Source organism: Atribacterota bacterium (assembly GCA_028717805.1).
Taxonomy (GTDB): Bacteria; Atribacterota; Phoenicimicrobiia; order Phoenicimicrobiales; family Stramentimicrobiaceae; genus Stramentimicrobium.
The window spans coordinates 1-23,535 of the sequence record JAQUNC010000014.1 but is presented as its reverse complement, the minus strand read 5'-3'; the positions used below and the strand labels follow the sequence as shown (position 1 = coordinate 23,535).

19 protein-coding genes are annotated in these 23,535 nt (G+C 35.6%); 4 read left to right on the top strand and 15 right to left on the bottom strand.

What is annotated here, in order from left to right; genetic code table 11:
• Positions 1-174 precede the first annotated feature (174 nt).
• Positions 175-1,443 carry a DUF1343 domain-containing protein gene (locus tag PHD84_04580; protein ID MDD5637076.1) on the bottom strand — a complete coding sequence of 423 codons (1,269 nt, stop codon included), beginning with the start codon at positions 1,441-1,443 and terminating at the stop codon, positions 175-177.
• 722 nt (positions 1,444-2,165) lie between these two features.
• Between PHD84_04580 and otsB the strand changes: the two genes are divergently transcribed.
• From otsB to PHD84_04560, 4 genes are read left to right on the top strand one after another with little or no spacing between them, the layout of a single operon-like run.
• Positions 2,166-3,806, top strand: coding sequence for a trehalose-phosphatase (gene otsB / locus PHD84_04575; protein ID MDD5637075.1), 1,641 nt, complete (start codon positions 2,166-2,168; stop codon positions 3,804-3,806).
• A complete protein-coding gene (locus PHD84_04570) occupies positions 3,769-6,234 on the top strand; it encodes a glycosyl hydrolase family 65 protein (protein MDD5637074.1) in 2,466 nt (821 codons plus the stop codon). Before otsB ends, PHD84_04570 begins: the two co-directional genes overlap by 38 nt.
• 12 nt (positions 6,235-6,246) lie before the next feature.
• Positions 6,247-6,615 carry a response regulator gene (locus PHD84_04565; protein ID MDD5637073.1) on the top strand — a complete coding sequence of 123 codons (369 nt, stop codon included), beginning with the start codon at positions 6,247-6,249 and terminating at the stop codon, positions 6,613-6,615.
• 49 nt (positions 6,616-6,664) lie between these two features.
• The gene (locus tag PHD84_04560; GenBank protein ID MDD5637072.1) at positions 6,665-7,138 is read left to right on the top strand and encodes a CBS domain-containing protein; all 474 of its coding nucleotides are present in this window, start codon (positions 6,665-6,667) and stop codon (positions 7,136-7,138) included.
• Here the strand turns inward: PHD84_04560 and PHD84_04555 are convergent.
• The 14 genes from PHD84_04555 to PHD84_04490 form a co-directional block, all read right to left on the bottom strand.
• Positions 7,133-8,596, bottom strand: coding sequence for a pyridoxal-phosphate dependent enzyme (locus PHD84_04555; GenBank protein MDD5637071.1), 1,464 nt, complete (start codon positions 8,594-8,596; stop codon positions 7,133-7,135). The genes PHD84_04560 and PHD84_04555 overlap by 6 nt on opposite strands.
• A 29-nt stretch (positions 8,597-8,625) precedes the next feature.
• Entirely contained in the window at positions 8,626-9,171 is a 546-nt protein-coding gene (locus PHD84_04550) for a nucleoside-diphosphate kinase (protein MDD5637070.1), read from the bottom strand.
• Positions 9,172-9,405: 234 nt separating this feature from the next.
• Positions 9,406-10,944: an FGGY-family carbohydrate kinase gene (locus PHD84_04545; GenBank protein ID MDD5637069.1), complete on the bottom strand. Its 1,539-nt coding sequence runs from the start codon at positions 10,942-10,944 to the stop codon at positions 9,406-9,408.
• A 3-nt stretch (positions 10,945-10,947) separates the two neighbouring features.
• Complete coding sequence (locus PHD84_04540; protein MDD5637068.1) at positions 10,948-11,598, bottom strand: L-ribulose-5-phosphate 4-epimerase; 651 nt, start codon at positions 11,596-11,598, stop codon at positions 10,948-10,950.
• Between the two features lie 112 nt (positions 11,599-11,710).
• Positions 11,711-12,814, bottom strand: coding sequence for a GntR family transcriptional regulator (locus PHD84_04535; GenBank protein ID MDD5637067.1), 1,104 nt, complete (start codon positions 12,812-12,814; stop codon positions 11,711-11,713).
• A 64-nt stretch (positions 12,815-12,878) separates the two neighbouring features.
• Entirely contained in the window at positions 12,879-14,360 is a 1,482-nt protein-coding gene (locus tag PHD84_04530) for a fucose isomerase (protein MDD5637066.1), read from the bottom strand.
• A 103-nt stretch (positions 14,361-14,463) separates the two neighbouring features.
• Positions 14,464-15,441, bottom strand: a complete 978-nt coding sequence (locus tag PHD84_04525) for an ABC transporter permease (protein ID MDD5637065.1) — start codon at positions 15,439-15,441, stop codon at positions 14,464-14,466.
• A 1-nt stretch (position 15,442) separates the two neighbouring features.
• Positions 15,443-16,225, bottom strand: coding sequence for an ATP-binding cassette domain-containing protein (locus PHD84_04520; GenBank protein MDD5637064.1), 783 nt, complete (start codon positions 16,223-16,225; stop codon positions 15,443-15,445).
• Between the two features lie 96 nt (positions 16,226-16,321).
• Positions 16,322-17,317 carry a substrate-binding domain-containing protein gene (locus tag PHD84_04515; GenBank protein MDD5637063.1) on the bottom strand — a complete coding sequence of 332 codons (996 nt, stop codon included), beginning with the start codon at positions 17,315-17,317 and terminating at the stop codon, positions 16,322-16,324.
• Positions 17,318-17,458: 141 nt separating this feature from the next.
• Entirely contained in the window at positions 17,459-18,967 is a 1,509-nt protein-coding gene (locus PHD84_04510) for an alpha-N-arabinofuranosidase (protein ID MDD5637062.1), read from the bottom strand.
• Positions 18,968-18,992: 25 nt separating this feature from the next.
• Positions 18,993-19,955: a glycoside hydrolase family 43 protein gene (locus PHD84_04505; protein ID MDD5637061.1), complete on the bottom strand. Its 963-nt coding sequence runs from the start codon at positions 19,953-19,955 to the stop codon at positions 18,993-18,995.
• Positions 19,956-20,134: 179 nt separating this feature from the next.
• Positions 20,135-20,992, bottom strand: coding sequence for a carbohydrate ABC transporter permease (locus tag PHD84_04500; GenBank protein MDD5637060.1), 858 nt, complete (start codon positions 20,990-20,992; stop codon positions 20,135-20,137).
• 4 nt (positions 20,993-20,996) lie between these two features.
• Positions 20,997-21,890: a sugar ABC transporter permease gene (locus PHD84_04495; GenBank protein MDD5637059.1), complete on the bottom strand. Its 894-nt coding sequence runs from the start codon at positions 21,888-21,890 to the stop codon at positions 20,997-20,999.
• Between the two features lie 126 nt (positions 21,891-22,016).
• Positions 22,017-23,312, bottom strand: a complete 1,296-nt coding sequence (locus PHD84_04490) for an extracellular solute-binding protein (GenBank protein MDD5637058.1) — start codon at positions 23,310-23,312, stop codon at positions 22,017-22,019.
• Positions 23,313-23,535: the final 223 nt, after the last annotated feature.

The window sequence follows — 23,535 nt, the reverse complement described above, 5'->3', positions numbered from 1 at the left end:
TGAGCAAAAAAGATATTGGTAATGGACCCTGATTTACAAAGTATAATTATTATTCCAGTTACGAAAAAAGGTAATCCGTGTGAAATGAAAAAGAAATAGATTATCTGTTTTAAATTTTTATTTATCTTTTTATCCACTTTTTTATTCATAAAATACTATTTTATTAATGTTTTTTTAAGAATCTGGTTGCTTATAGAAAGAAATAAGGTATTGCTCCCGTTCTTCTTTGAACTTTTCCAGCTCTGGAGTATAATAGGCTACTATCAACTGAGGAGGTATCTTGTCTTCCAGTAAAAGACCAATTTTATCGGTACCCATGATTTTATCGAACATAACAAGATTACCCGGTACACTCTTTGGGACCTGGAAATCTCCCTGTATAAAGGCATAAGCCAGAGCATAAATACCGCTTTTTGCAGGGTTGAAAACAGAAGGATCATAGATATCCAGACGTACTCCACCTGCTGTGTCCCGATCTTCAGGAATATACCATACTCCAGGGAGTCCTGCCTTATTGAGAACTTCAGCATACTGATATGAATCAAGTCCTTTACCACCTATCCATCGGAATTGGTCTCTTTGAAAAACGCCAGTTCCCTCTCCTAATCCAGTAGCCATATAGCCATATACAGATTGAAGATCCGGAACATTTGGTGAAGTCTGGACAAAAGGAAGCCCTGTTTCAGAGAAGGTCATGGCTCGATGATATCTCTCCATAGGGATTACAACTAAGTCAGCACCAATATTACGATTATAGAATTGAGCCAATTCTCCTACAGTCATACCATGGGACATAGGCAGATTATCTACCCCCACAAAGGATTTAAAATTATCCTCTAAAACTGGACCTTCCACAATTATTCCACCCAACGGATTGGGTCTATCCAAAACAATAATTGGTTTATTGTATTTTTCCGCTGCTATTATACAGTATTGAAGTGTAGACATATAAGTGTAAGTACGAGCTCCAATATCCTGAATATCAAAAATAAGGACTTCCAGCGAAAATAACATTTCCTCAGTAGGCATTCTGGTGTTACCATAGAGACTGTAAACAGGTATATCATAAAGTGGGTGAATATAAGAATTTATCTGGGCACCGGCTTTGGTTTTGCCATCCAATCCATGTTCGGGAGCAAAAAGAGCTATCAGCTTTACTCTGTGTGTAGCAAGGAGATTATCAATGAAGCTTACTCCTCTACTATCTACGCCGGTTTGATTGGTTATTAATCCTACCTTTTTACCTTCAATAAGATAAAAATAATCTTCCAACAGAACTTCATTTCCAAGTTTTACTAACGGCACATCAGCATAGGCAGAAACTAAAAATAAGGTAGTTAAAAAAGTTAATATAATTGATAAAGTAAAGACAATATAAATGATTTTTTGTTTTTGCTGATAGCTCAATAAATCAATATATTTATTTTTTGTTGTTTTAGACATTGACCTTCCCTTTTGTTGTTTTAATTATTTAAAGGGGAATCCTTCCCACTTTAGAATCCCTTAATTAGTATATAGTATACCAGTATATAGTATAAGTCGTTGGTAGCTAGTATTGGTATCAAGTATTTGGTTCTTAGAGTAAAATGGTTTAAAGTTTTCAGTTTTTGGTTTTCAGTTAAAATCTCATCTGGCATAAATGGATGAGATTGCTTTGTCGCTTTGCTATTGGCAAGGAACAAAAAAGTGCTCCTTATAATGACCATTTTGTTATTAGTCATGCGTATTGCATGAATCAAATGCAACAGTAATACTCAAAAAATTTAAACAAAAACTATAAACCTTTCACTGTCCTCAGGATATTCCAGGGGAATTCTTCCCCTGGAGAACTATTAGGTATAAAATTATAGGTATACTATATCATATTAATATCTAATTTAGCATATATTTCCTGAATTTAAAAAAGAATATTTTAGAGCATAGGAGTTTTTATGGAATTCCGATGCTATAAAATAATAGTGTCATATAATATCATAATAGTAATTACTACTATATAAGATATTAAATTGACAATTTATAATTAATCCAGTATTATTTGAAAAGTAGGTTTAGAAATCTGTTTTCTAAACCTAACCTGCTTAGAGTAGTGTATCATTCATCAGCTTATATATCTTTTACTTCCCTTAAGGCAATAATGGAAAAAATAGAAAGAAAGGGGGTAATAAATGAAAAATAGGCTTGCTTTTCATTCAGTAATATTTGACCTTGATGGAGTGATAACTAAAACTGCTACAGTACATGCTCATGCCTGGAAAAAAGTCTTTGATGAATATCTTAAATTAAGAGCAAAAAGAAATGGGGAACCATTTCAAGAATTTACTTACCAGAATGACTATCTTACTTATGTTGATGGAAAACCTCGCTATACGGGAGTAGAAAACTTCCTGTCATCACGCAATATTCGCCTTCCCTTCGGAGATCCCTCTGATTCTCCGGATAAAGAAACAATTTGTGGAATAGGCAATAAAAAAAATCAATTATTTGATAAACTGCTGCAGAAAGAAGGAGCTGAGGTTTTTGAATCAACCATCATCCTTATTAAAAATTTAAAAAATAACGGGATCAGAGTTGGAGTAGCCTCTTCTTCTAAAAATTGTCTCTCGGTTTTAAAATCTGTTCACCTGGAGTATTTATTTGAAACAAGGGTAGACGGAATTGTATCTCAAAAGTTAAATCTAAAAGGAAAACCGGAAGGAGATATTTTTGTGACCGCTGCTAAAAACCTGGATAGTCTTCCCGAAACTTCTGTGGTAGTGGAAGATGCCTCATCTGGAGTTGAAGCTGGTAGAAATGGGGGATTTGGTTTGGTACTGGGTGTAGCCAGAGAAAACAATGAAAAGGAATTAGCAAAACATGGAGCAGATCTGGTCGTACCTGATTTATCAGAAATAAGTGTTGATTTAATAAATAACTGGTTTTTAAGAAAACCAAAATCTTTTTTCTTATGTTTTGAAAACCTGAAAAAAGCACCCCAGATATTCCCCCGGGAACATCTTAATGGAAAAAATATTTTTATTAATCCTTACTATCAGCGTACCGGCAAATCTGTTATCAATACCAGGCAAAAAATGACCTTATTCTTAGATTATGACGGAACTTTGACTCCCATTGTAGAAAGTCCTGAACTGGCTATTATTTCTCCTGATATGAAAAAAACAGTAGAGACTTTAGCCAGCATTCATACTGTGGCAATCGTCAGTGGTAGATTAAGAGAAGATGTCCAAAATCTGGTTGGAATAAAGGGTATTTTTTATGCCGGTAGCCATGGTTTTGATATAGAAGGACCAGGTGGTTTCAGTATGATTCACCCGGATGCAAAAAAAACTATCCCTTTGATTTCTAGAATTATAAAGCTACTAAAAGAAAAACTGAATAATATAAATGGGGTCTTGATTGAAGAGAAAAAATTTAGTGTAGCAGTTCATTATCGTAAGGTAAAAAGTTCAATAGATTTACAATGCATTAAAAAGGTAGTAAATGATATGGTACAAAAATATGATGAGTTGAGAATATTAAAAGGTAAAAAAGTTTTTGAAATTCTTCCCAATATAGACTGGGATAAGGGTAAAGCAGTTAAATGGATTATGGATGCTCTTGATATAACCTGGGAATCAACAGCAGCATTCTACATTGGAGATGATACCACTGATGAATATGCCTTCCGTACCATAATAACTAGAGGTACTGCCATTTTAGTCTCAGATGATCCAGAAAAAGCTTCCACTGCTGATTTTCAGTTACAATCACCAAAAGAGGTACAAAGATTCTTTGAACAGGTTATGGCAATTTATAAAAAACAACAATAATAATTACGGTTCTTCTCCCTGGTCCTTAGAATACTTTAAATTTGAACCAGGTCAAGAAAAACTTAGAGAGGCTTTATGCACTTTAGGCAATGGCTATCTGGGTACCAGGGGGGCTTTTAACGAATCTACTGCCTCCCGAATCCATTACCCCGGAACCTACCTGGCAGGAGTATATAATAAATTAGACAGTAACGTTGCCGGAAAAACCATTGCTAACGAAGACCTGGTTAATTGCCCCAACTGGTTATCTCTGACTTTTAAAACCGGTCAAGACCAGGAATGGATAATGCCCTCTCTTCATCATATTGTTTCCTATTATCAAAAATTAGACCTGAAAGAAGCACTATTAATTAGAAATTATAAAATTAAAGAAGATTCCGGGAAGATAACCAATGTAGAAACCCGTCGAATAGTCCACATGGGCAATATACATCTGGTAGCACAAGAATATTCTATTATTTCTGAAAATTACGACGGTGAAGTTATTATTCGCTCCGGTTTAGATGGTAATGTTGAAAATAGGGGAGTAGAAAGATATGGTGAACTGAATTCCTTGCATCTGATAGCAGAACCAAGCGGGGAATTTTCTGATGATGGTATCTATTTAGCTGTTAATACCAACCAATCAAATATACAAATCGCTATGGCTTCTCATGTATCTATCAACAATAACGGTAAGGAAGTGAAATTAACTTCCACCAATACCAAAAAGGAAGAGAAAGCTATCTTTCAGGAATTTAAAATCCAGGTAAGAAAACAAGAGAGATATACTGTAGAAAAAATAGTTTCTATTTATACATCTCTGGATAAGGATAGCAAAAATCCCTTAAAAAGTGCTATTGAATCAGTGCAAAAAGTTTCTGATTTTTCATTACTATTAGCATCACAAAAAGAAGTTTGGTCTAATCTCTGGAATATGTTTGATTTAGAAACAGAAGGACCTATCTTCTCACAAAAAACCTTAAGGTTACATATTTTTCATCTCCTGCAAACTGCCTCTCCCCATAATTCTAAATTAGATGTGGGCATACCTGCCAGAGGTCTATCCGGTGAAGCTTATCGCGGTCATATCTTTTGGGACGAGGTATATATTTTACCATTTTATGATTATCGTTTGCCGGAGGTAACACAATCTACCCTGCTCTATCGTTATCGCAGATTAGAACAGGCTAGAAAATATGCCAGAGAAAATGGTTACCGGGGAGCAATGTTCCCGTGGCAAAGCGGCTCCAGCGGAGAAGAAGAGACACAAATTATTCACCTTAATCCCAAATCCGGTAAATGGGGACCTGATTATAGCCGAAATCAGAGACATATTTCTTTTGCTATTGCTTATAGTATATGGGAACATTGGAAAATAGCACATGATTTTGATTTTCTGTGTAAATATGGAGCTGAGCTATTCCTATCAATTGCCCAATTTGGGGCTAGTTTGTCCTATTTTGATCCAAAAGATCAAAAATACCATACCAGAGGATTAATGGGACCAGATGAGTTTCATGAAAAGCTTCCTGGGTCAATTGAAGCTGGTTTTAAAGATAATGCTTATACCAATATAATGATTGTTTGGACCTTGCAAAGAGCACTGGAGATGCTGTCATCTATACTTCCTCTAAAACGAAAAGAAGGGTTGCTTAGAAAATTAAAAATAAATCAAGAAGAACTAATAGTTTGGACCGAAATTACCAGAAAGATGAATTTGATAATAAATGAAGAAGGAATTATTAGCCAGTTTGATGGCTATTTTTCTCTGCCAGAACTGAACTGGAAGGCTTATAAAAAAAAATATGGTAACATTCAGAGAATGGATCGTATCTTAAAAGCAGAGGGTAAATCTCCCAATGATTATAAGGTAGCAAAGCAGGCTGACACTCTTATGCTGCCCTATTTATTTTCTCTATCAGAACTAGAAGACATTTTTCATCAATTGGGATACAGATTTGATGAAGAGATTTCAAGAAAAAATTATAACTATTATGTTCAGAGAACCTCTCATGGCTCTACCCTTAGTAAAGTGGTGCATTGCTATTTAGCAGATATTTTAGGGCAGTCCAAACAATCCTGGAAATGGTATTGTGAGGTGCTAAACTCCGATATCAATGATATTCAAGGCGGAACTACACCGGAAGGAATACATACCGGAGTAATGGGTGGTTCCATAAATATTGCTCTGAAAAGATATGCCGGTGTAGATGTAATTAATGGTATAATAAATATAGATCCTGACCTTCCTAAAAAATGGAAACATATAAAATTTAAGATAAAATACAAATGTATCTGGTATTCCCTGGAAATAGAAAAACATAAAATTAATGTTACCCTTTCCGCTACTAAAGCAGTACCGGATAATTATCAGGAAAAAATTAATATACGCCACCAAGAATACCTGTTGAATTTGAATAAAACATATACCTTTTATCTTAAATAAATGGAGAGATAAATGACCAAAAAACAAATTCTTATTGTGGACGGAGATGTTATGCAAGCAGAGAGACTGAAAAGGAATCTGGAATTAGAAAATTATATTGTTGATGTGATGTATCATGGTACTGAAGCAATAGTGACTTTGAAAAGAAAATGGGTTGATTTGATTATCTCTTCCATAACATTGCAGGGAACTATGAATGGTATTCAATTATTACAGGAGATAAAAAAACATAAGGAATTTAGCAAGATTCCTGTTATTATTACAAGCAGTAAAATTAATCTGGAAAAAACTATCTATGATATTGGAGCAACTCTATTTATAGAAAAACCATATGATATTTTTGAATTAGTTAAAAAAATCAAATATATCTTCCCTGAATAATAATGATATTGAGATAAATATTTAAGAACAATGTTTTTGAGGTACAGAAATGACCAGAATTCATTCTTTTAACCTGCAAAAGTTAGCAGAGCGATTAAAACAGATAAAAGCAAAAGATATTATGACCGAAGATGTTGTTATCGTAAAAAAAGATGATACCCTCGCTGATGTTGCTGAATTGATGATTGATAAAAGGATCAGCGGTTTTCCGGTTTTAGAAAATGATGAAATCATTGGTATAATAACAGCAAATGACCTTTTTCTAGTAATGGATATGATAAAGACCGGAGAAGTATTAAAAAACAATAGCGCTGATTATTCCCAACCAAAGGTAAGCTTTGCCATGTCTACAGAAATTATTACCGTGAGTCCTGAAGGAAATCTTGATGAAATTATCGCCTTAATGAAATATAGAAACATTCACACTCTACCGGTAACCACCCAGAATAAACTGGTGGGAGTAATCGGTCGTCGAGATGTATTTAAAAGCTTTTACTGTGCAATTCGAGATTTAATATTATAATAATCCGGTTTTTTTATTGAATTCAGCAATAAGTTCATCAATTCTATCAACCTGATTACGAATATCATACCAGTAATTATCATAATCATACCACTGAGAATTTAATTCTTCTAAATCCTTACCCTGCTGTTCTATCCAGGTAAAATATTTTAAATTATGAATCCTTTTTCGATCATAATAGGTTAACTCCTGCAAGTAATCAGTAGTTAAAGCCATTAGATTACGATGGTAGTCAATGGCAGCATCCTGGTTATCATAGAGACCAAACTGTTCTTGCAACTCCTTTAATCTGGAACCATAGAGCTCCATAGAATCGGTAAATACGGTAAATACAATGTCTTTTTCAGTAAGTTCGTAGTATTTAGCAAACTTAATAGCCATAATTAAATTAGCAACACTGGAAATTCCCAGTAATGGCAATTGGTCAATTATGTCATCTTCTATCTTCAACTCCTTTAAATAATCCTTTCCAGCAGGTTCATTAAACAACCGGATGATCCCCATAGCATTGTTGTCATCAACGGCAATGACCAAGTCGGTATTCTTTACATTATGAATCCAGGGTACATGCTTATCGCCAATACCTTCCAGACGGTGAGCACCAAATCCATTTGCTAAGAGAGTCGGGCATTGTAAAGCCTCCCCTGCAGCAATTTTGCTATTGGGAAATATCTCTTTTAAATAATCTCCGCAGCCTATGGTACCTGCAGAACCTGTAGTTAATACTATGCCTCTAAATTTTTCACTGGAATTCATAACCTGGTCCAATACCTCTTTAATCGCTTGTCCGGTAACTTCATAATGCCAGAGGTAGTTACCAAATTCTTCAAACTGGTTAAATACCACCACATTATCTCTGGTCTTTTTTAATTCCCAGGACTTGTCAAAGATCTCTTTCACATTACTTTCTGAACCTGGTGTACCAATCACCTCTCCTGCTACCTGTGATAGCCATTCAAAACGTTCTTTGCTCATGCCTTCTGGTAGAATGGCAATTGATGCACAGGAAAGCAAGTCCGCATTATAGGCTCCTCCCCGACAATAGTTACCGGTAGAAGGCCAAACTGCTTTATCTTTAGTCGGATCAAACTGTCCGGTTATCAATCGTGGAACCAGACATCCGAAGGTAGCTCCTACTTTATGCGATCCAGTTGGGAACCACTTGCCTACCAATCCAATTATCCGCGCTGGAACACCGGTTAATTGTGAGGGTAATTCTAGAACATTAACGCCACCAAAAAGTCCACCAACTTTTACCGGTTGATTCTTCCAGGTAATGCGAAATAAATTGTAAGAGTCAATATCCCATAAACCAATCTTTTTTAGTTTTTCTTTGATTCCTTTTGGAATAAGCTCTGGATTTTTCATTTGCTTAAAAGTGGGAATAATAATATTCTTTTCCTTAGCTCTTTTAATTGTTCTTCTCAGTTGTTCTTCATTTATAGTTAAATCAATCATGTTCAAATTCCTTTATCAATAATAGAAGGCTAACTTCTGTTAAAATCATCTCCAAACCAGAGAGTAATTTCCCGTCTTGCTTCTTCTACTGATTCAGAAGTATGGACTAAATTGTATAAGACCCTTTTTTCCGGGGTAGAGCAATCGGGAGAATCTGCAGAAAAATCACCTCTGATAGACCCCAATTCCGCAAAAAGAGGAACTGTGCTACCTACAATTTTTCTGGTTACCTCAACTGCATGGTTACCGCTTAAGATAAGAGCTACCACAGGACTAGCAGTTAAATGCTGAATTAACCATTTTCTAATTATTTGACCAATTTCCAGGGCATCTTCGGTACCCAGATCTTTCCTTAAATCTAAATTATATTTCTTATAAGTATCTATTGTTTTGCTTCCCACATTCCTAATCCAGTCTTGCTTATCTGGATAATGCTTTTCTATTATTTCCCTGGTAGGCCGTATTATTTTCATTTCCTCTAAATTTAAACCTACTCCTTCAAATCGAGATATAATCTCACCCACCTGAGCTCTTTTTATGGCCTCAGGTTTGATTAAAACCAATGTTTTTTCCATGCCAGCATCCCTTCTATAAATAAACTTACCCCTATCATAAATTTACTATTAGTATATATTTTCAAGTATAACTGAAAATGATAAATTTTATAGGTTTTCAGTAGTTAGTCTTATTTTTTCAGTTTAAATAATAAACGTTATCATGATCATAATGATTTTAGTTTGAAAACACTTATCCTTATACTCTGATCAGGAATAACCTTAATCATCTTTTAAATGGTTAAATAAATATGATCATATTCGGCTTAATCTTTTCATAGTATCCTTGAGAACTTCGTATGCTTTTTTATATTCTACAAAATACTGGTCATAAATTTTTTTCACCTTCTCATCAGGATATATGGGATTATTGAACTGTACCCAATCTTTTATCTTCTGATAAGAATTTAAAATCCCTGTACCAACTCCAGCTAGCAAGGCATCTCCATAGGGTGCCTCTACATCTTGCTTGAGAGTTTTAATAGGAAATCCGGTTACATCTGAAAACATCTTAAGCCAAAGAGGTGATTTAGTGGCTCCGCCGACCATTATGCAATCCTCTGCCAGCTCTAATCCACTTTCTAAACCAGCTTCAATGTTATGTCTTAAAGAAAGGGCAACTCCTTCCAGAATCGCACGGTAGATATGATTCCTGGTATGATATAAGGTTAAACCAATTATAGTTCCTTTGGCATCAGGGTCCCAGATGGGTGAACGCTCGCCCATAAAATATGGTAATAATAAGAGCCCTTCTGAACCGGGAGTAATTTTCTCAGCTTCTTTATCCATAAGCTGATATGCTGAGACATTCAATTCTTTTTCGGCAGACATCTCCTTTTCTCCGAATTGATCCCGAAACCATCTGACAATACCTCCGGCAGTTGCAGCTCCCCCAAAAGTATAAATCATCTCATCGTCATAAGCTACATAGGGAAAACTAACTAATTTTGGAGATAGGTGCTGTCCTTTATGCACCACTCCCCAGCATATGGAAGTACCGGCCATAGCTACATGGCTCTTTTCTTCAAGAACTCCAGCACTTAAAGAAGCTACTGGCGCATCTATTCCACCAGCAACTACCGGTGTTCCTTCCAGTAAACCACATAACTGCGAAGCTCCTCGGGAAACTTTACCTATAATATTAGCAGATTTTACGATCTGTTGGGGTAACATTGACTTGGGAATACCAAGTATATTACACATTTCCTCAGACCAGATTCTCTTTTTTATATCAAATATTCCACCAATATTTCCTGCTGAAGAAAAATCTATAATATTCTCTCCAGTCAATTTATATATTACATAATCTTTGGGAGTTATAAATTGAAAGATTTTTTTCCAGTTATCTGGCTCATTATTCCTAATCCACATCATCTTGGTAAATCCATAATAGGAATCGACATAATTTCCGGTGATACCAAAAATTTTGTTTTTATCTACATTATCCTTTACCCACTGAACTTCCTCAGTTGCACGTCGATCCATCCAGATAAGGCAGGGTCTTATCGGCTCTATCGCCTTATTAACCGGTATACCAGAACCACCGTATAATCCACTCAAGGCAATTCCGGCAATCTCACCTGGTTTTGCTCTGGACTTCTCTAAAGTCTTACTTATTGTCTCAAAGGTTGCCTTTACCCATACATCAGGCCATTGCTCAGCCCAGGTCGGTTTCGGCTTAAGGACATCATACTCTGAAAATGCTGATGAAATTATCTGACCATCAGGATTCACCATTACTGTTTTAGTACCCTGTGTACCAATATCAGTTCCTAACAGAAACTGGCTTGACATCTTTTATCTCCTTTTCTGTCCATATTTTTCTGTATAATTTTTATGAAGTATTTTCACTATATCTCCTGGAATAATTTGTGGTTCTCCCAGAATTTTAGCTATAATTATGACTTTAGCCGCTTCTTCTAAAAAGATAGCTGCCTGCAAAGATTCTTTAATATCTTTCCCGATAGTAAATGGACCGTGATTTTTCATAATTATAGCTTTAGAATTTCCTATTTTGTTTACAATTTCTTTACCAATCTCTTCTTCTCCAATTAATACCAGTTCACCGAGTGGTATCTTGTCTCCAAAAAAATCGGCCATAGCAGTAAGACAAACAGGGATTTCCATACCAACAGCTGCAAAGGCACTGGCATAAGTAGAATGAGTATGGATTACTGAATTTACCTCAGGCATATGTTTATATACATAAAGATGGGTAGCCATATCTACTGAAGGTTTTAAGGATCCTTCAATGGTATTACCGTTTAAATCAACTACTACTAAATTGGAAGGTGATAAGTCTTTATAAGATACTCCACTGGGTTTAATAACAACAAAATTGGTTTCTGAATCTCGTGCACTTACATTTCCGGAAGTCCACATCACCAATTTATTATCCCATAGATTGATATGAGCTTCATATACTGCTTTTTTTAAACTTTCCAGCATGTTTTATTCATCTCCCTCCCCAGCATATAAATTATTCTTTTTTCCAATAAAATTTCTATTTTGAATTACTCCGGATTAGAAATTACATATGTGCAATTCTCTTCAATTTAATTTATTTAGTTCTGCTTAGCTCTTGTGAAACCGACGCACATGAACTTCTGATAATAAGTTCAGGCTGATAGATAAATGCTGGTTTATCCTCTTTGCCTTCAATCATATCTACAATCATACGTGCAACTCGTTTACCCATCTCATCTTTTGGGTGGTTTATGGTGGTTAATTTAACTTCAGTTGCTATCGCCAAATTTGAATTGTCATATCCCACTACCGAAATATCGACAGGTATTTTCAGGTTACTACGGCGTATAGCTTCAATAACCTGAATAGTTATCTGATCATTATAGCATACGATAGCGGTAGGACAGTTCTTTTTTCGCAATAAGTCCATGGAAAAGTGGAAGGGATAAGAAAACAATTGTTCAGTATTATAGTTACCTAAATACTCATTATTAATAGAAATACTATATTCCTTTAGGGCAGATAGAAATCCCGTCTGTCTTCTTACTCCCTGTAAATCATCAGAGAGAAATATACCGGCAATATTCCTATGGCCTAATTCTAATAAATATTTAGTAGCAAGATAACCGCCTTTTTCATCATCCATTATTATATAAGCAGAATCAAGGTCAGGGTAAGTTGCATGCAGAAAGATGTATGGTACACCACGTCGCTCCAGCTCCTGGAAGTACTTCAAATTTAAATTAGGTCTAGCACTTTTCGTTGGTTCCACAATCAATCCTGAGATATCCTGTTCCAATAATCTCTTCATGCATTCTTCTTCTCTTTGTTTATCATTACCTGTACTGGCTATACTGAAGGAAAACCCTGATTCACATAGGATTTCTTCAATACCCCTGATGATATATGGAAAAATATAATTGGAAATATAGGTGGTTAACACCGCTATTCTTCTCTCTTTCTTGCTCCCCCGATAAGCACAAAAAGTACCTTTACCCTGTTCTTTATATATCAATCCTTCATTCTCCAGTTCACTAAAAGCATGGCGTACAGTGTGCCTGCTTATCTTAAATTGCCGGATAAGTTCACTTTCGGAAGGTAATTTTTGTTTGGGTAAAACACCTCCACTTTGAATCATATCCTTTAGATATTCTTTTAGTTGATAATATTTTGGTATAAATTGATCATTTTTCTCCATAAGTGTACTACTCCACTACTCAATACGGATTAAGGTTGGCCTAAACAGTACCTTCATAGCATATTTATCTAAATGGATTTTCTTTTTTATAAAGTAGAGATTCGGGCTGATTATAAGAAATATCCTCGATTTGCAATATCTTCATAGCTTCAAATAAAATTTTACCAGTGTGCTTGAACGCTACTGCAGTATGATGAGGAAATCTTTTTTCAATAAGTACATGCCGATAAAATCTAGCCATCTCTTTTACCGCAAATACAGCAATGCTGCCAAAAGATTTTGGATTTATGTCCAAAACTTCTCCTTCAGCTAGGTAACTTTTTAGTTCACAACTGGCAGTCCCCTGTAATCTAAAGAGAGTAATTTCTCCCGGTCTTATTGTTCCTTCCAGAGTCCCCCTGGTTATATCAGGCTCTTTATCCTTCTCCAGTAACCTGTGCATTATTAATTGATATTTTAATTCAGCATCCTTTAAAAAACAAGAAGGAGTGTTGCCACAGTGAAATCCCATAAATAAATCATTTAATCTGTAGTCTTTTACTTGATCCTTATTTTCTTCATAAATATCTTTAGGTACAGTATTATTTATATCTAATAAAGCTGGTGGTAACTTAGTAGCAACGGTAATGATATATTCACTTAAGGCACCATATATATCAGTCTCACAAGCTATTGGTATTCCTCTGTAAGCAAACCGAGAATTAACAAAACAGGGCACGAATCCAAATTGGGTCTGGAAAGCTGGCCAGCACTTATTGGCAAATGCCACAAATTTAGATGCACCAATATTATGCTCCAGCCAATCTTTTAAAGTAAGTTCATACTGTGCTAATTTAAAAAGCAATTCGGGATATTTACTCCCTTTATTTAATTCCTCTTCCATTTCCTGAACAATTGCAGGTATCCTGGAATCATCTTTGTGTTTATTAAAAGCCTCAAAAAGATCTAATTCCGAATTTTCCATTACCTCTATTCCTAACTTATAGAGAGGTTTTATGGGTGCATTACAAGCTAAAAAGTCATAAGGCCTGGGACCAAAGCTAATTATTTTTAGTTTTTTCAGGCTAAGGATTATTCGAGCAATATTTTCAAAGTCTAAAATCATATCAGCAACATCACTGGCTATACCAACAGGATACTCAGGAACATATGGATATATTTCCCTGAGTCCCATATTGTAAGAGGCGCTTAACATACCACAAAAGGCATCACCACGACCTCCGATCAAATTTTCTCCAGTCTCTTCTGCTGCTGCAACATACATAACAGGCTCTGCAAATTTCTGAGCCAGAATTGTTTCTGTCCCCTCAGGTCCGAAATTGCCAAGATAAATTACCAATGCATTAATATTTTTCTCTTTTAATTCAGTTAAAACAGCCAGTACATCCCTTTCATTCTCTACCACTTTTTCAATACCGGTAATACTTATATTTTTATTTTGGCATGCTTTTAGGAGCATATTTTTTCTATTACGACTGAGTTCAACGGGGAAACAATCACGACTTACTGCAACTATCGCTAATTTTACTTCCGAAAAATTAACCATTATCGTCCTCCTTAATATATTTTATTTATAGTATTTTCGAATACTGTTTACACTTTAGAGTAAATTCATCTGAAAAAATAAATTATCAAAACCACAATACCCTTTAACTCCCTTTTCTCCTCTTTGACAGGGTATGAATAATAATTGATACTATAATTAAAATACCGCAAACAAATTGTGTCCAGAAACCAGACAGTCCTGCCGCAACAATTCCTGCTTCCAGTGAACCAATAATAAAAGCCCCAATAAAAGTACCCTCAATACTTGCTTCACCGCCAAACATAGAAGTACCGCCAACAAAAACAGCAGCCATTACCATCATTAAGTATCCTTCTCCGAGGGTAGGCCACCAGGTTCTCATCCGATAACAGCTGACTATTCCGGCAAATGAGGCCACAACTGACATTAAGATAAATACCATGGTCTTCATTCTGTTAACATTTACTCCCATCATCCTGGCAGCTTCCTGGTTATCTCCTATAAATAATGCCTGTTCACCAAATTTATGCCTTAAAAGCAAAAAATAGAAAAACACTGCTAATCCCAAAAACCAGATTGCCTGGACTGGTATAACCCATAACCTCTCTGCAAATATTTTATAGGAAAAAGTAGTATCCAGAGAAACTCTTTTAGCTAAACCACTAGAGATGATATTACTAAAACCTCTAATTAAAAACTGCATTCCCAGGGTAGCTACAATAGAAGGAATGCCTATCAAGGTAACTAATGAACCATTAATAAATCCTACTATTGCTCCTGATAAAAGACCAACTAGAAAGCCTAAAATAACACTATTAGTAGCCTCAAATGTGACAGCAAAAATATATCCGGAAAGAGCCATGACAGAAGGAAAGGAGAGGTCAATCTCACCCATAGCCAGAACAAATGTTAAGCCAAGAGCCATAAAACCCATTATGGGAACTGTAGATAAGAAAGCCTGATATATCCTACCTTTTAAGAAAACCTCGGGACTGGTAATCATAAATAAACCAAAAATACTGATAGCCATTATTATTAAAGCTATCTGTGACTTATACCTGGTAGTACCTTTTGTTTCGGAATTATTATCTAAATTGTTCATCTTACAATTTCCTTCCACTCTGGCTGACTGGTTTACCCTGTTCAGTATGTCTAATCATTTCCTCACTCAATTCGTGTAAAGATATTTCTTTACGTTGATAAGTACCAACAATTTTCCCCCTATCAATTAACACAAAGCGGTCTGAAACAGGATAAATATTGGCAATATTATGAGATATATAAATACAGGATTTTCCTTTATTCTTTATATCCTGAATAAACTTCAGGACTTTGTTTACTTCTTGCAATGATAAAGCCATAGTTGGTTCATCAAGAATAACAAGATCTGCCTCAAAGTACATTGCTCTGGAGATTGCAACTCCTTCTCTTTCACCACCAGATAAAGTTCTTATAGCTGAATCAGCATCAGCTCCTATACCTCTAAAACCCATAAAAACACGCATTATTTTATTTGTCTCTTCCTTTTCTTTTCTTATATCAATAAAGCCTAATTTATTGGTAATTTGCCTGCCAATAAAAATATTTCTCCATAAGGTCTGTTTTTCAGCTAACGCTTTTTCCTGATATACAGTCTCCACACCCAGACTATGAGCAATTTTCACAGAATACCTTCTGGAATTAATTTTTACTCCTTTAATATACATCTCACCTTTATCAAAAGAGTGTACTCCAGAAATAATTTTAATTAAGGTTGATTTTCCTGCACCATTGTCCCCCAAAAGACCTACTACTTCATTATAGCCAACCTCAAAATCAATACCTTTTAGAGCAACAACTCCATCAAAAGATTTATAAATATTTTTCATTTCAAGTAATTTTTCCATTTGCTTGCCACTCCTTCCTTTGACCAGATAGAGTTATCCTATTTGTTATCTTGCAGGAAGATGGAAGATCTTCCTGCAAGATATTATCTAAATTAGTTATCTTATTCCCTTTTCAGCTAATGGAGCTACTATATCAATGTTGTCCTTACTGATTAGGCCACCACCAGTATCAATATGTAGTCCTGAGAAGCCATACATCTTAGTTAAATAGATTTGCATAACTGGTAGAAAACCCTGTAAGAATGGTTGTTGATCTAATACTAAATCAGTATAACCGGTTTTTATGCTTTCTACCACTGGCGCAGATAAGTCGAAGCCAGCTCCAAAAATATCATCAGGGCTTAAGCCGGCTGTCTCAAAATAAACCCGTTGTGAAGAGGTTAAATTGCCATGGTCAGTTACCACTACTTTACAATCGGGATTAGCCTGTAAATAACCGGCAATTACTGGTATACCAGTAGCAGCATCTTTATCCACCTCAGCTGAGATTTCTATATAATCAACCTTCACTCCAATCTCTTCGAAAGCATCAATAACACCTTTGGTCCTCAACCCTCTGGTTGGTTGTGATAATAACCCCCAAACAAGTGCCCTATCCCCTTCTTTTAAGCCAGCCCTTGGAATGGTGCCTGTACCGAGAGTATATCCAGATTCATAAAGTTCCTGACCTACATATCCAAATCCATTTGCAGCATAGGCTTTTTCTAGTTCAGGTAAGGTAGTATTCTGGCTGGTAACAATAATTCCCTGCTTCCGTGCTTCTTCCACAAATGGTCGATAGGCTTCATCTCCAGGATGTCCCATAATAGCAATCCCATCAGGATTAGCTGCAACAGCCTGCTGAAATTGGTCTACCATCTTTTCTGGACTCCAGTCAGACCACACATATCTTATTTCCACCTTATCCCCTAATATTTCAGCAGCTGCTACCGCCCCGTTGTAAACAACAGTGCCAAAGGTGCATCCTGGGGAACCACCCGGAAAGAAGTAAATTACAATAGGTCCCTCATTTTGCTGTGCTATTACAGGCAAGTTTAAAAAAACTACACTAACCAACACCAATAATACTAAAAAGTAAATTTTCCTTAACATTTTTCTCTCCTTCTTATATAAAATATTTTTTGCAATAAAACAATTTTGTATCTTACTTTGACAAGTACTCTATTAAATATGCTTTTCACCTCCTTTCCCAGTAAAATTACCCACATCTTGAACAGATATTTTCTGATTAAACTATTGTCCAATTGAAATTCTGATTACATTCCATGACAGTCTTGGTAACAAAGCCTTTAGAATTCCTTCTTCTATAACAGAATCGTTCTTTATTTCAGGTATAACTCTAAATGGGTAATCTTTTGAGTTTACTTTTTTTACATCATCATTCTGATAAACAATATGTTCAATAATCCTAAATTCTCCAAAACCTTTTATATGATAATTAGCGATTATGTTTTCCTTGATATCCTTGTTCACAGCAAATATTGCTATGTCATTTTTGTTGTCACTCAAAACAGCAACCGTATCCAGAATAGGCACATCGGAAAAATCTCTGCTATCATATCTAGGAGTTTCCAGGAGAGGATACAATGCTGTTCCTCTACCATAATGTGAGGTATGCAGATATGGATAAAAAATTGTCTGCCGCCATGCCATTCCGTTCTTTTCAGTCATAATCGGGGCAATGACATTAACCAGTTGTGCCAAGCAGGCTATCTTTACTCTATCTGAATTTTTTAATAAGGTAATCAATAAGCTTCCCACAAGTAAGGCATCTTCCATGTTGTAGATATCTTCTAATTGCGGAGGGGCAATGGACCAGGGTGTTATTTTTTTATCCTGCTCTCTGGAATGGTACCAGACATTCCACTCATCAAAAGAAAGATTAATAATTTTATTACTTCTTTTCTTAGCTTTAATGCAATCACAGATTGCAATTACTGATTTAATAAATCCATCCATATCAAGGGATTTTGCTAAATAGTTTGGGGTATCGTTTTCCGGATTTCCATAATAACTATGGAGAGAAATATAATCTATATTTTCATAGGTATGTTCCAGTACAGTAGATTCCCAATCTGGATAAGTGTCCATTAATCTATGTGAACTGCCACATGCAACTAATTCAATAGTCGGGTCAACCAGTTTCATTACTCTGGCAGTTTCACAAGCTAAGCGTCCATACTCTTCGGCGGTTTTGTGACCAATTTGCCAGGGACCATCCATTTCATTGCCCAGACACCAGGTTTTTATTTTATGTGGTTCACAGTAGCCGTGTCTTATTCGTAAATCACTATAAAAAGTTCCACCTGGGTGATTACAGTACTCTATAAAATTTCTAGCTTCCTCAATCCCTCTCGTACCCAGATTAACTGCCAGCATTATCTCTGAGTTAACGATCTTTGACCATTCTACAAACTCATTAATTCCTACCTGATTTGGCTCTATAACTCTCCAGGCAAGTTCTAATCTGCTTTTTCTTTCATTCTTAGGACCGATGCCATCCTCCCAGTTGTACCCTGACACAAAATTTCCACCTGGATATCTGATAATAGGTACCTTCAACTCTTTTACCAAATCTATCACATCTTTACGAAACCCATGTTTGTCAGCTTTGGGATGACCTGGTTCGTAGATCCCTCCATATACTGCACGTCCTAGATGTTCAATAAAAGAACCATAAATACGTTTATCAACCTCATCAATTTTATATTCCTTATCAATTACGCACTTAGCTTTCTTCATTATTAAACCTAAAAAACTCCTATTGTTAATCAGGGACCGGGATTCCAAAATTAGGAGTCCCATCTTCATTCCAATTAAATACCTGGGCACGGGTGTGTCGATTTGGATCATAAAGAGGATCTCCAACTATATACCTATAGTTTCTGGCATGATATACTAGCACATCTTTACTATTGTCTTCCGAAACAGTAAAACTATTATGTCCTGGTCCATACTGACTGTTTTCCTCGTTAGTCTTAAAGACTGGTTCAGGAGATTTATTCCATGAGTTCGGATTTAATAGATCTGCCTTATCAGAAGCAATTAAAATCCCTATGCAGTAATTAGAATCGGTTGCACTAGCAGAGTAGCTAATAAATATTTTATTGTTTCGCTTTATTATAGCAGGTCCTTCATTAACCCAAAATCCTATTTTCTCCCAGCTATATTCCGGGGTAGCAATCATTACGGATTTACCTTTAATAGTACATGGAGTTTCCATCTCCGCAATATATAAATTGGAGGGATTATGTAACTCATGTGTTTTTTGTGCCCATACAAAATACCTCATCCCGTCATGTACAAAGGTTGTTGCATCTAAAGAAAAATTGGAAAAAGAGAAGTCGTCCTCTGCTGACTTTTTCATCATACCCTTTTCCTGCCAATTGCCAGTCACTGGATTTTCATCAGTACACTCCAATATATATGGCCGAATTCCCCATATATCACCATCAAGTCCCCCGGCAGCAAAGTATATAAACCATTTTCCTTCAATGTAATGGATTTCCGGAGCCCAGATATGGACCGACATTTCTCCAGAATTATACTTCCTCCAGATTGTTACTCCATCTACTAAACCAATATCTTGTATAGTTTTTGCCCTTCTTATTTCTATGCGATCATATTCCGGAACAGAGGCAGTAAAATAATAATAACCATCTGAATGTTTATAAATCCACGGATCTGCACGCTGTTTGATTATTGGATTTTTATACTCAACATTTTTCAAAGCAGGATTCTCTCCTTTCTGATATTCTCCAGAATCAAATTGTGTACAATAAAGAAATTCAGTAAACACAAGCGGGAACAATAATATTGATATTAATAAAAGTCTGAATATTTTCATATTAGATAAATTATTATAATCATTATAATTATACCTATCTTGAGAGAGAACATACCATATAATTACTGTTTAACTCCCCCGGCTGTTAAACCTTCAATAAATGCCTTTTGATTCATAAAAAAGAGCGCAGCAACTGGGATTACCGAAATAACTGCCCCGGGCATAATCATATCATAAGAATTTCCATAGGGAGTAAGAAGCGACATAAGACCAATCGGTAAAGTCAGTTTATCAGATGATCTTAATACAACCAAAGGCCATACAAAAGTATTCCAGCTTGTTAAAGCCATTAGTATAGTCATTGCACCGAAAGCTGGTTTCATTAATGGAACAACAATTTTAAAAAATATCCTGAATTCACCACAGCCGTCAACCCGAGCAGCCTCTATTAAATCTCTTGGAATTCCCATGGCATACTGCCTGAAAAAGAAAACTGCAAATGGTGAAACTGCAAATGGTAAAACAACACCCAGATAGGTATTCATTAGTTTCAATTCAATCATCAATCTATATAACGGAAGTAATAATATTTCTAACGGAATCATCATTACCAGCAATACCAGCAAAAAAAGAAATCTTCTCCCTCGAAACTTATAAACAGCAAGTCCGTAACCAACCAAGGATGAAAAAAATACTGAAAATGAGGTGTAAATCGCAGCAATAATCAGGCTGTTTTTAAACCAGCTTAGATATCTATTATCTTCAAAAAATAATATCCTGTAATTATTAAAAGTCATGATATCAAAATCTATTTTTAAGGTAAGCCCTTTTCGGAGCATTTCCTGACCTGGCTTAAATGAAGTAATTAACATGAAAAAAAACGGAGCCAGATAAAGTAAGCAAATAACAATTAATACGGCCAATGATAGGTAAAATCCAGTTTTATTTTGTTTTGTCCTATTCTTATATTTATATTCCATTATTCTAGCCCTCTTTAAAAAATCCAAATATCTTTAACTGTATAAGATTAACTGTCATAATGATTGCGAGCAAGGTAATGCCAATAGCTGAGGCAAAACCAAAATTATTATAATTAAATCCGGTTTGATAGATATAGGCTACCAGGGTTAAACCAATATCTCCCGGAGACCTGGAAGTCCAGTAAGCAAAACTTTCTGCAAACATAGAAAATCCGCCGAATACACTGATTGTGGTGACAAAAATAATAACTGGTTTCAATGACGGTACAGTTATATGAAAAAATTTCTGTAAACCATTTGCTCCATCAATATCTGCTGATTCATACAATTCGTTAGGAATCCCCTGAAGACCAGCTAGAAAGTATACTATATTGACGCCAGTCCATCTCCACACACATAAGACAACCATTGCCAGCATACCAGTCCATTTTCCCTGCAACCAAACTGCTGGCTCCAATCCAAACCAGCCAATAATATGATTAAATAATGCAGTGGGCTGGGTACCAAAAGCAAACCTGAAAAACATACCACCTACTATTACTGAAGTTAGAGCAGGCATGAACAATGCTGACCTGAAGATATTACGTCCCGGTAAATTTTTATTATTTAATAATACTGCCAAAACTAATGGAAGAGGAATTAATATAGCTATTGTAAGAAATGTATAGGTGAAACTTACTCTTAAAGCATTGTAATAATGAGGATTCAATAAATTCCTGTAATTTTTAAATCCGACGAAGGTTACATCTCTAAATCCTGCTATATCCTGAAAACTCATGATTATGGCAGAAATAATTGGATATAAAAAAAATAATAAAAAGGTAATTATAAAAGGTAAAACAAAAATATAAGGAATTACTGTTAAAGAATTTATGGTATTATGGGTTTTATTAATCATATGCATTTAAACCACCAGACGTTCATAGAATGAAAAATCATGAATTCCTTTTATGTGCAGGGTTGTAAACATCCCTGCACATAAAAGTCAACAGCCAAAATTATTAGAGATTTAGCTGTTCTTTTTTTATTGCATTGCACGTAGTTCATCCGCAATTTGCTTTAATACTTCTTCAGGAGTTGCAGTCTGTTGGGCAATTGTTCTATAGGAAGCCTCTGATTTAAGTAAATTAATTGCGGCTGGATAAATATCAGTAATTACAGTTGGATTAATTTCATCCTTAACCTCTAAAAGCACATCGAAAAGATCAATCCCATTTACAAAGTAATCTGTAAATACATTTGGCTCGGACATTTCTGGAGCATCCCAAACATCCCATCTCAATGGATCAAATCCAAGTACTGTATAGGTCTTAATAGTGCCTTCTTCAGATAATTTTGCAGCAGCTAAAAATTCTTTTGCTAATTCCTGGTGTTTGCATTGATTAGTAATAGAAGTACCGGTTCCGCCCATACCTGCAGACCTTGTTCCTCCTTCTGTCCAGGCAGGTGCAGGTGCAACCAGTATTTTCCCTTTCAAATCAGGCATATAATCAGTAAATCTGTTTAAATACCAAAATGGCATTTGAACTGATGCAGCTCCACCATTATTCATAAAAGCCCAGAATTCTTCAGAGTGTGTATATCCACCCGGACAGGAAACTGCAATTTTATCTACATTTACCCAATCTGACAGGGTTTGTAAGATATCAATATTTGTTTTACTATCAAGAATAACCTCTCCGTCTGAACCAAATATATCAGAACCAGCTTTAATTATTTCCTGATAAAGGGTCCAGTGTTCGGTAACCTCTACTACAGTAAAAGGTATACCTGTTTCTTCTACCACTTTTTTCCCGGCTTCTTCATAATCTGCAATTGTTTTAATATCTTCAACATTGACCCCTGCCTTATCAAGTATTTCGGTATTATAATACATAACTGTTGCTCCAACATGATAATCAATGCCATAATATATTCCATCTTTGGCATAACTTTCAAATCTGCCCATAATCAATTTGTCTTCCAGGGGTTCGATGATATCATTTAAAGATACTAGGGCAGGTTTGGTTCCTTTTAGATAATTAGCATACATACTTATTTCAATATCTGCGAGATCGGGAGCTCCTATTCCTGATTGTAAGGCAATCAGGAGATTGTTATGCATATCTTCATATGGATATACAGTGCCTTCCAGCTTGAGCTGTCTATCCGGATTGTCTTTGTTCCAGGTTTCAACAGCATCTTCTAAAAACCTTTTATGACTCTCCTGGAATGTCCAGAATGTTAATGTTGTCACTTCTCCGCTCTGGCAAAAAACTCCACTGCTTGCCAAACAAACCAAGAAAATTATAACTGTTGCCAATATCAAAAAACGTTTCATTTTTTTCTCTCCTTCTATCTATTATTTATTTTTCTTTTAAAAGCAATTTATCTACATTTTTACTATCACTTTCACCTCCTATACTTATGATTTCTACATGCTTTCAGAAAACTCTGAAACCCATACTTTACAAGGCTTTCCAGAGCATACGCTTTTACATTTCACCTCCAGCTTTAAAACTCTTATTGGATAAGGATTTACGGAGGGTTCTTTCCTATTTTCG

Excerpts from the sequence above, each read along its gene's own strand:
- PHD84_04545 (MDD5637069.1), bottom strand. The coding sequence starts at position 10,944 with ATGTCAAGCCAGTTTCTGTTAGGAACTGATATTGGTACACAGGGTACT.
- PHD84_04500 (MDD5637060.1), bottom strand. The coding sequence starts at position 20,992 with ATGGAATATAAATATAAGAATAGGACAAAACAAAATAAAACTGGATTT.
- otsB (MDD5637075.1), top strand. The coding sequence starts at position 2,166 with ATGAAAAATAGGCTTGCTTTTCATTCAGTAATATTTGACCTTGATGGA.
- PHD84_04540 (MDD5637068.1), bottom strand. The coding sequence starts at position 11,598 with ATGCTGGAAAGTTTAAAAAAAGCAGTATATGAAGCTCATATCAATCTA.
- PHD84_04565 (MDD5637073.1), top strand. The coding sequence starts at position 6,247 with ATGACCAAAAAACAAATTCTTATTGTGGACGGAGATGTTATGCAAGCA.
- PHD84_04530 (MDD5637066.1), bottom strand. The coding sequence starts at position 14,360 with ATGGTTAATTTTTCGGAAGTAAAATTAGCGATAGTTGCAGTAAGTCGT.
- PHD84_04555 (MDD5637071.1), bottom strand. The coding sequence starts at position 8,596 with ATGATTGATTTAACTATAAATGAAGAACAACTGAGAAGAACAATTAAA.
- PHD84_04525 (MDD5637065.1), bottom strand. The coding sequence starts at position 15,441 with ATGAACAATTTAGATAATAATTCCGAAACAAAAGGTACTACCAGGTAT.
- PHD84_04495 (MDD5637059.1), bottom strand. The coding sequence starts at position 21,890 with ATGATTAATAAAACCCATAATACCATAAATTCTTTAACAGTAATTCCT.
- PHD84_04490 (MDD5637058.1), bottom strand. The coding sequence starts at position 23,312 with ATGAAACGTTTTTTGATATTGGCAACAGTTATAATTTTCTTGGTTTGT.
- PHD84_04550 (MDD5637070.1), bottom strand. The coding sequence starts at position 9,171 with ATGGAAAAAACATTGGTTTTAATCAAACCTGAGGCCATAAAAAGAGCT.
- PHD84_04510 (MDD5637062.1), bottom strand. The coding sequence starts at position 18,967 with ATGAAGAAAGCTAAGTGCGTAATTGATAAGGAATATAAAATTGATGAG.
- PHD84_04520 (MDD5637064.1), bottom strand. The coding sequence starts at position 16,225 with ATGGAAAAATTACTTGAAATGAAAAATATTTATAAATCTTTTGATGGA.
- PHD84_04580 (MDD5637076.1), bottom strand. The coding sequence starts at position 1,443 with ATGTCTAAAACAACAAAAAATAAATATATTGATTTATTGAGCTATCAG.
- PHD84_04560 (MDD5637072.1), top strand. The coding sequence starts at position 6,665 with ATGACCAGAATTCATTCTTTTAACCTGCAAAAGTTAGCAGAGCGATTA.
- PHD84_04515 (MDD5637063.1), bottom strand. The coding sequence starts at position 17,317 with ATGTTAAGGAAAATTTACTTTTTAGTATTATTGGTGTTGGTTAGTGTA.
- PHD84_04535 (MDD5637067.1), bottom strand. The coding sequence starts at position 12,814 with ATGGAGAAAAATGATCAATTTATACCAAAATATTATCAACTAAAAGAA.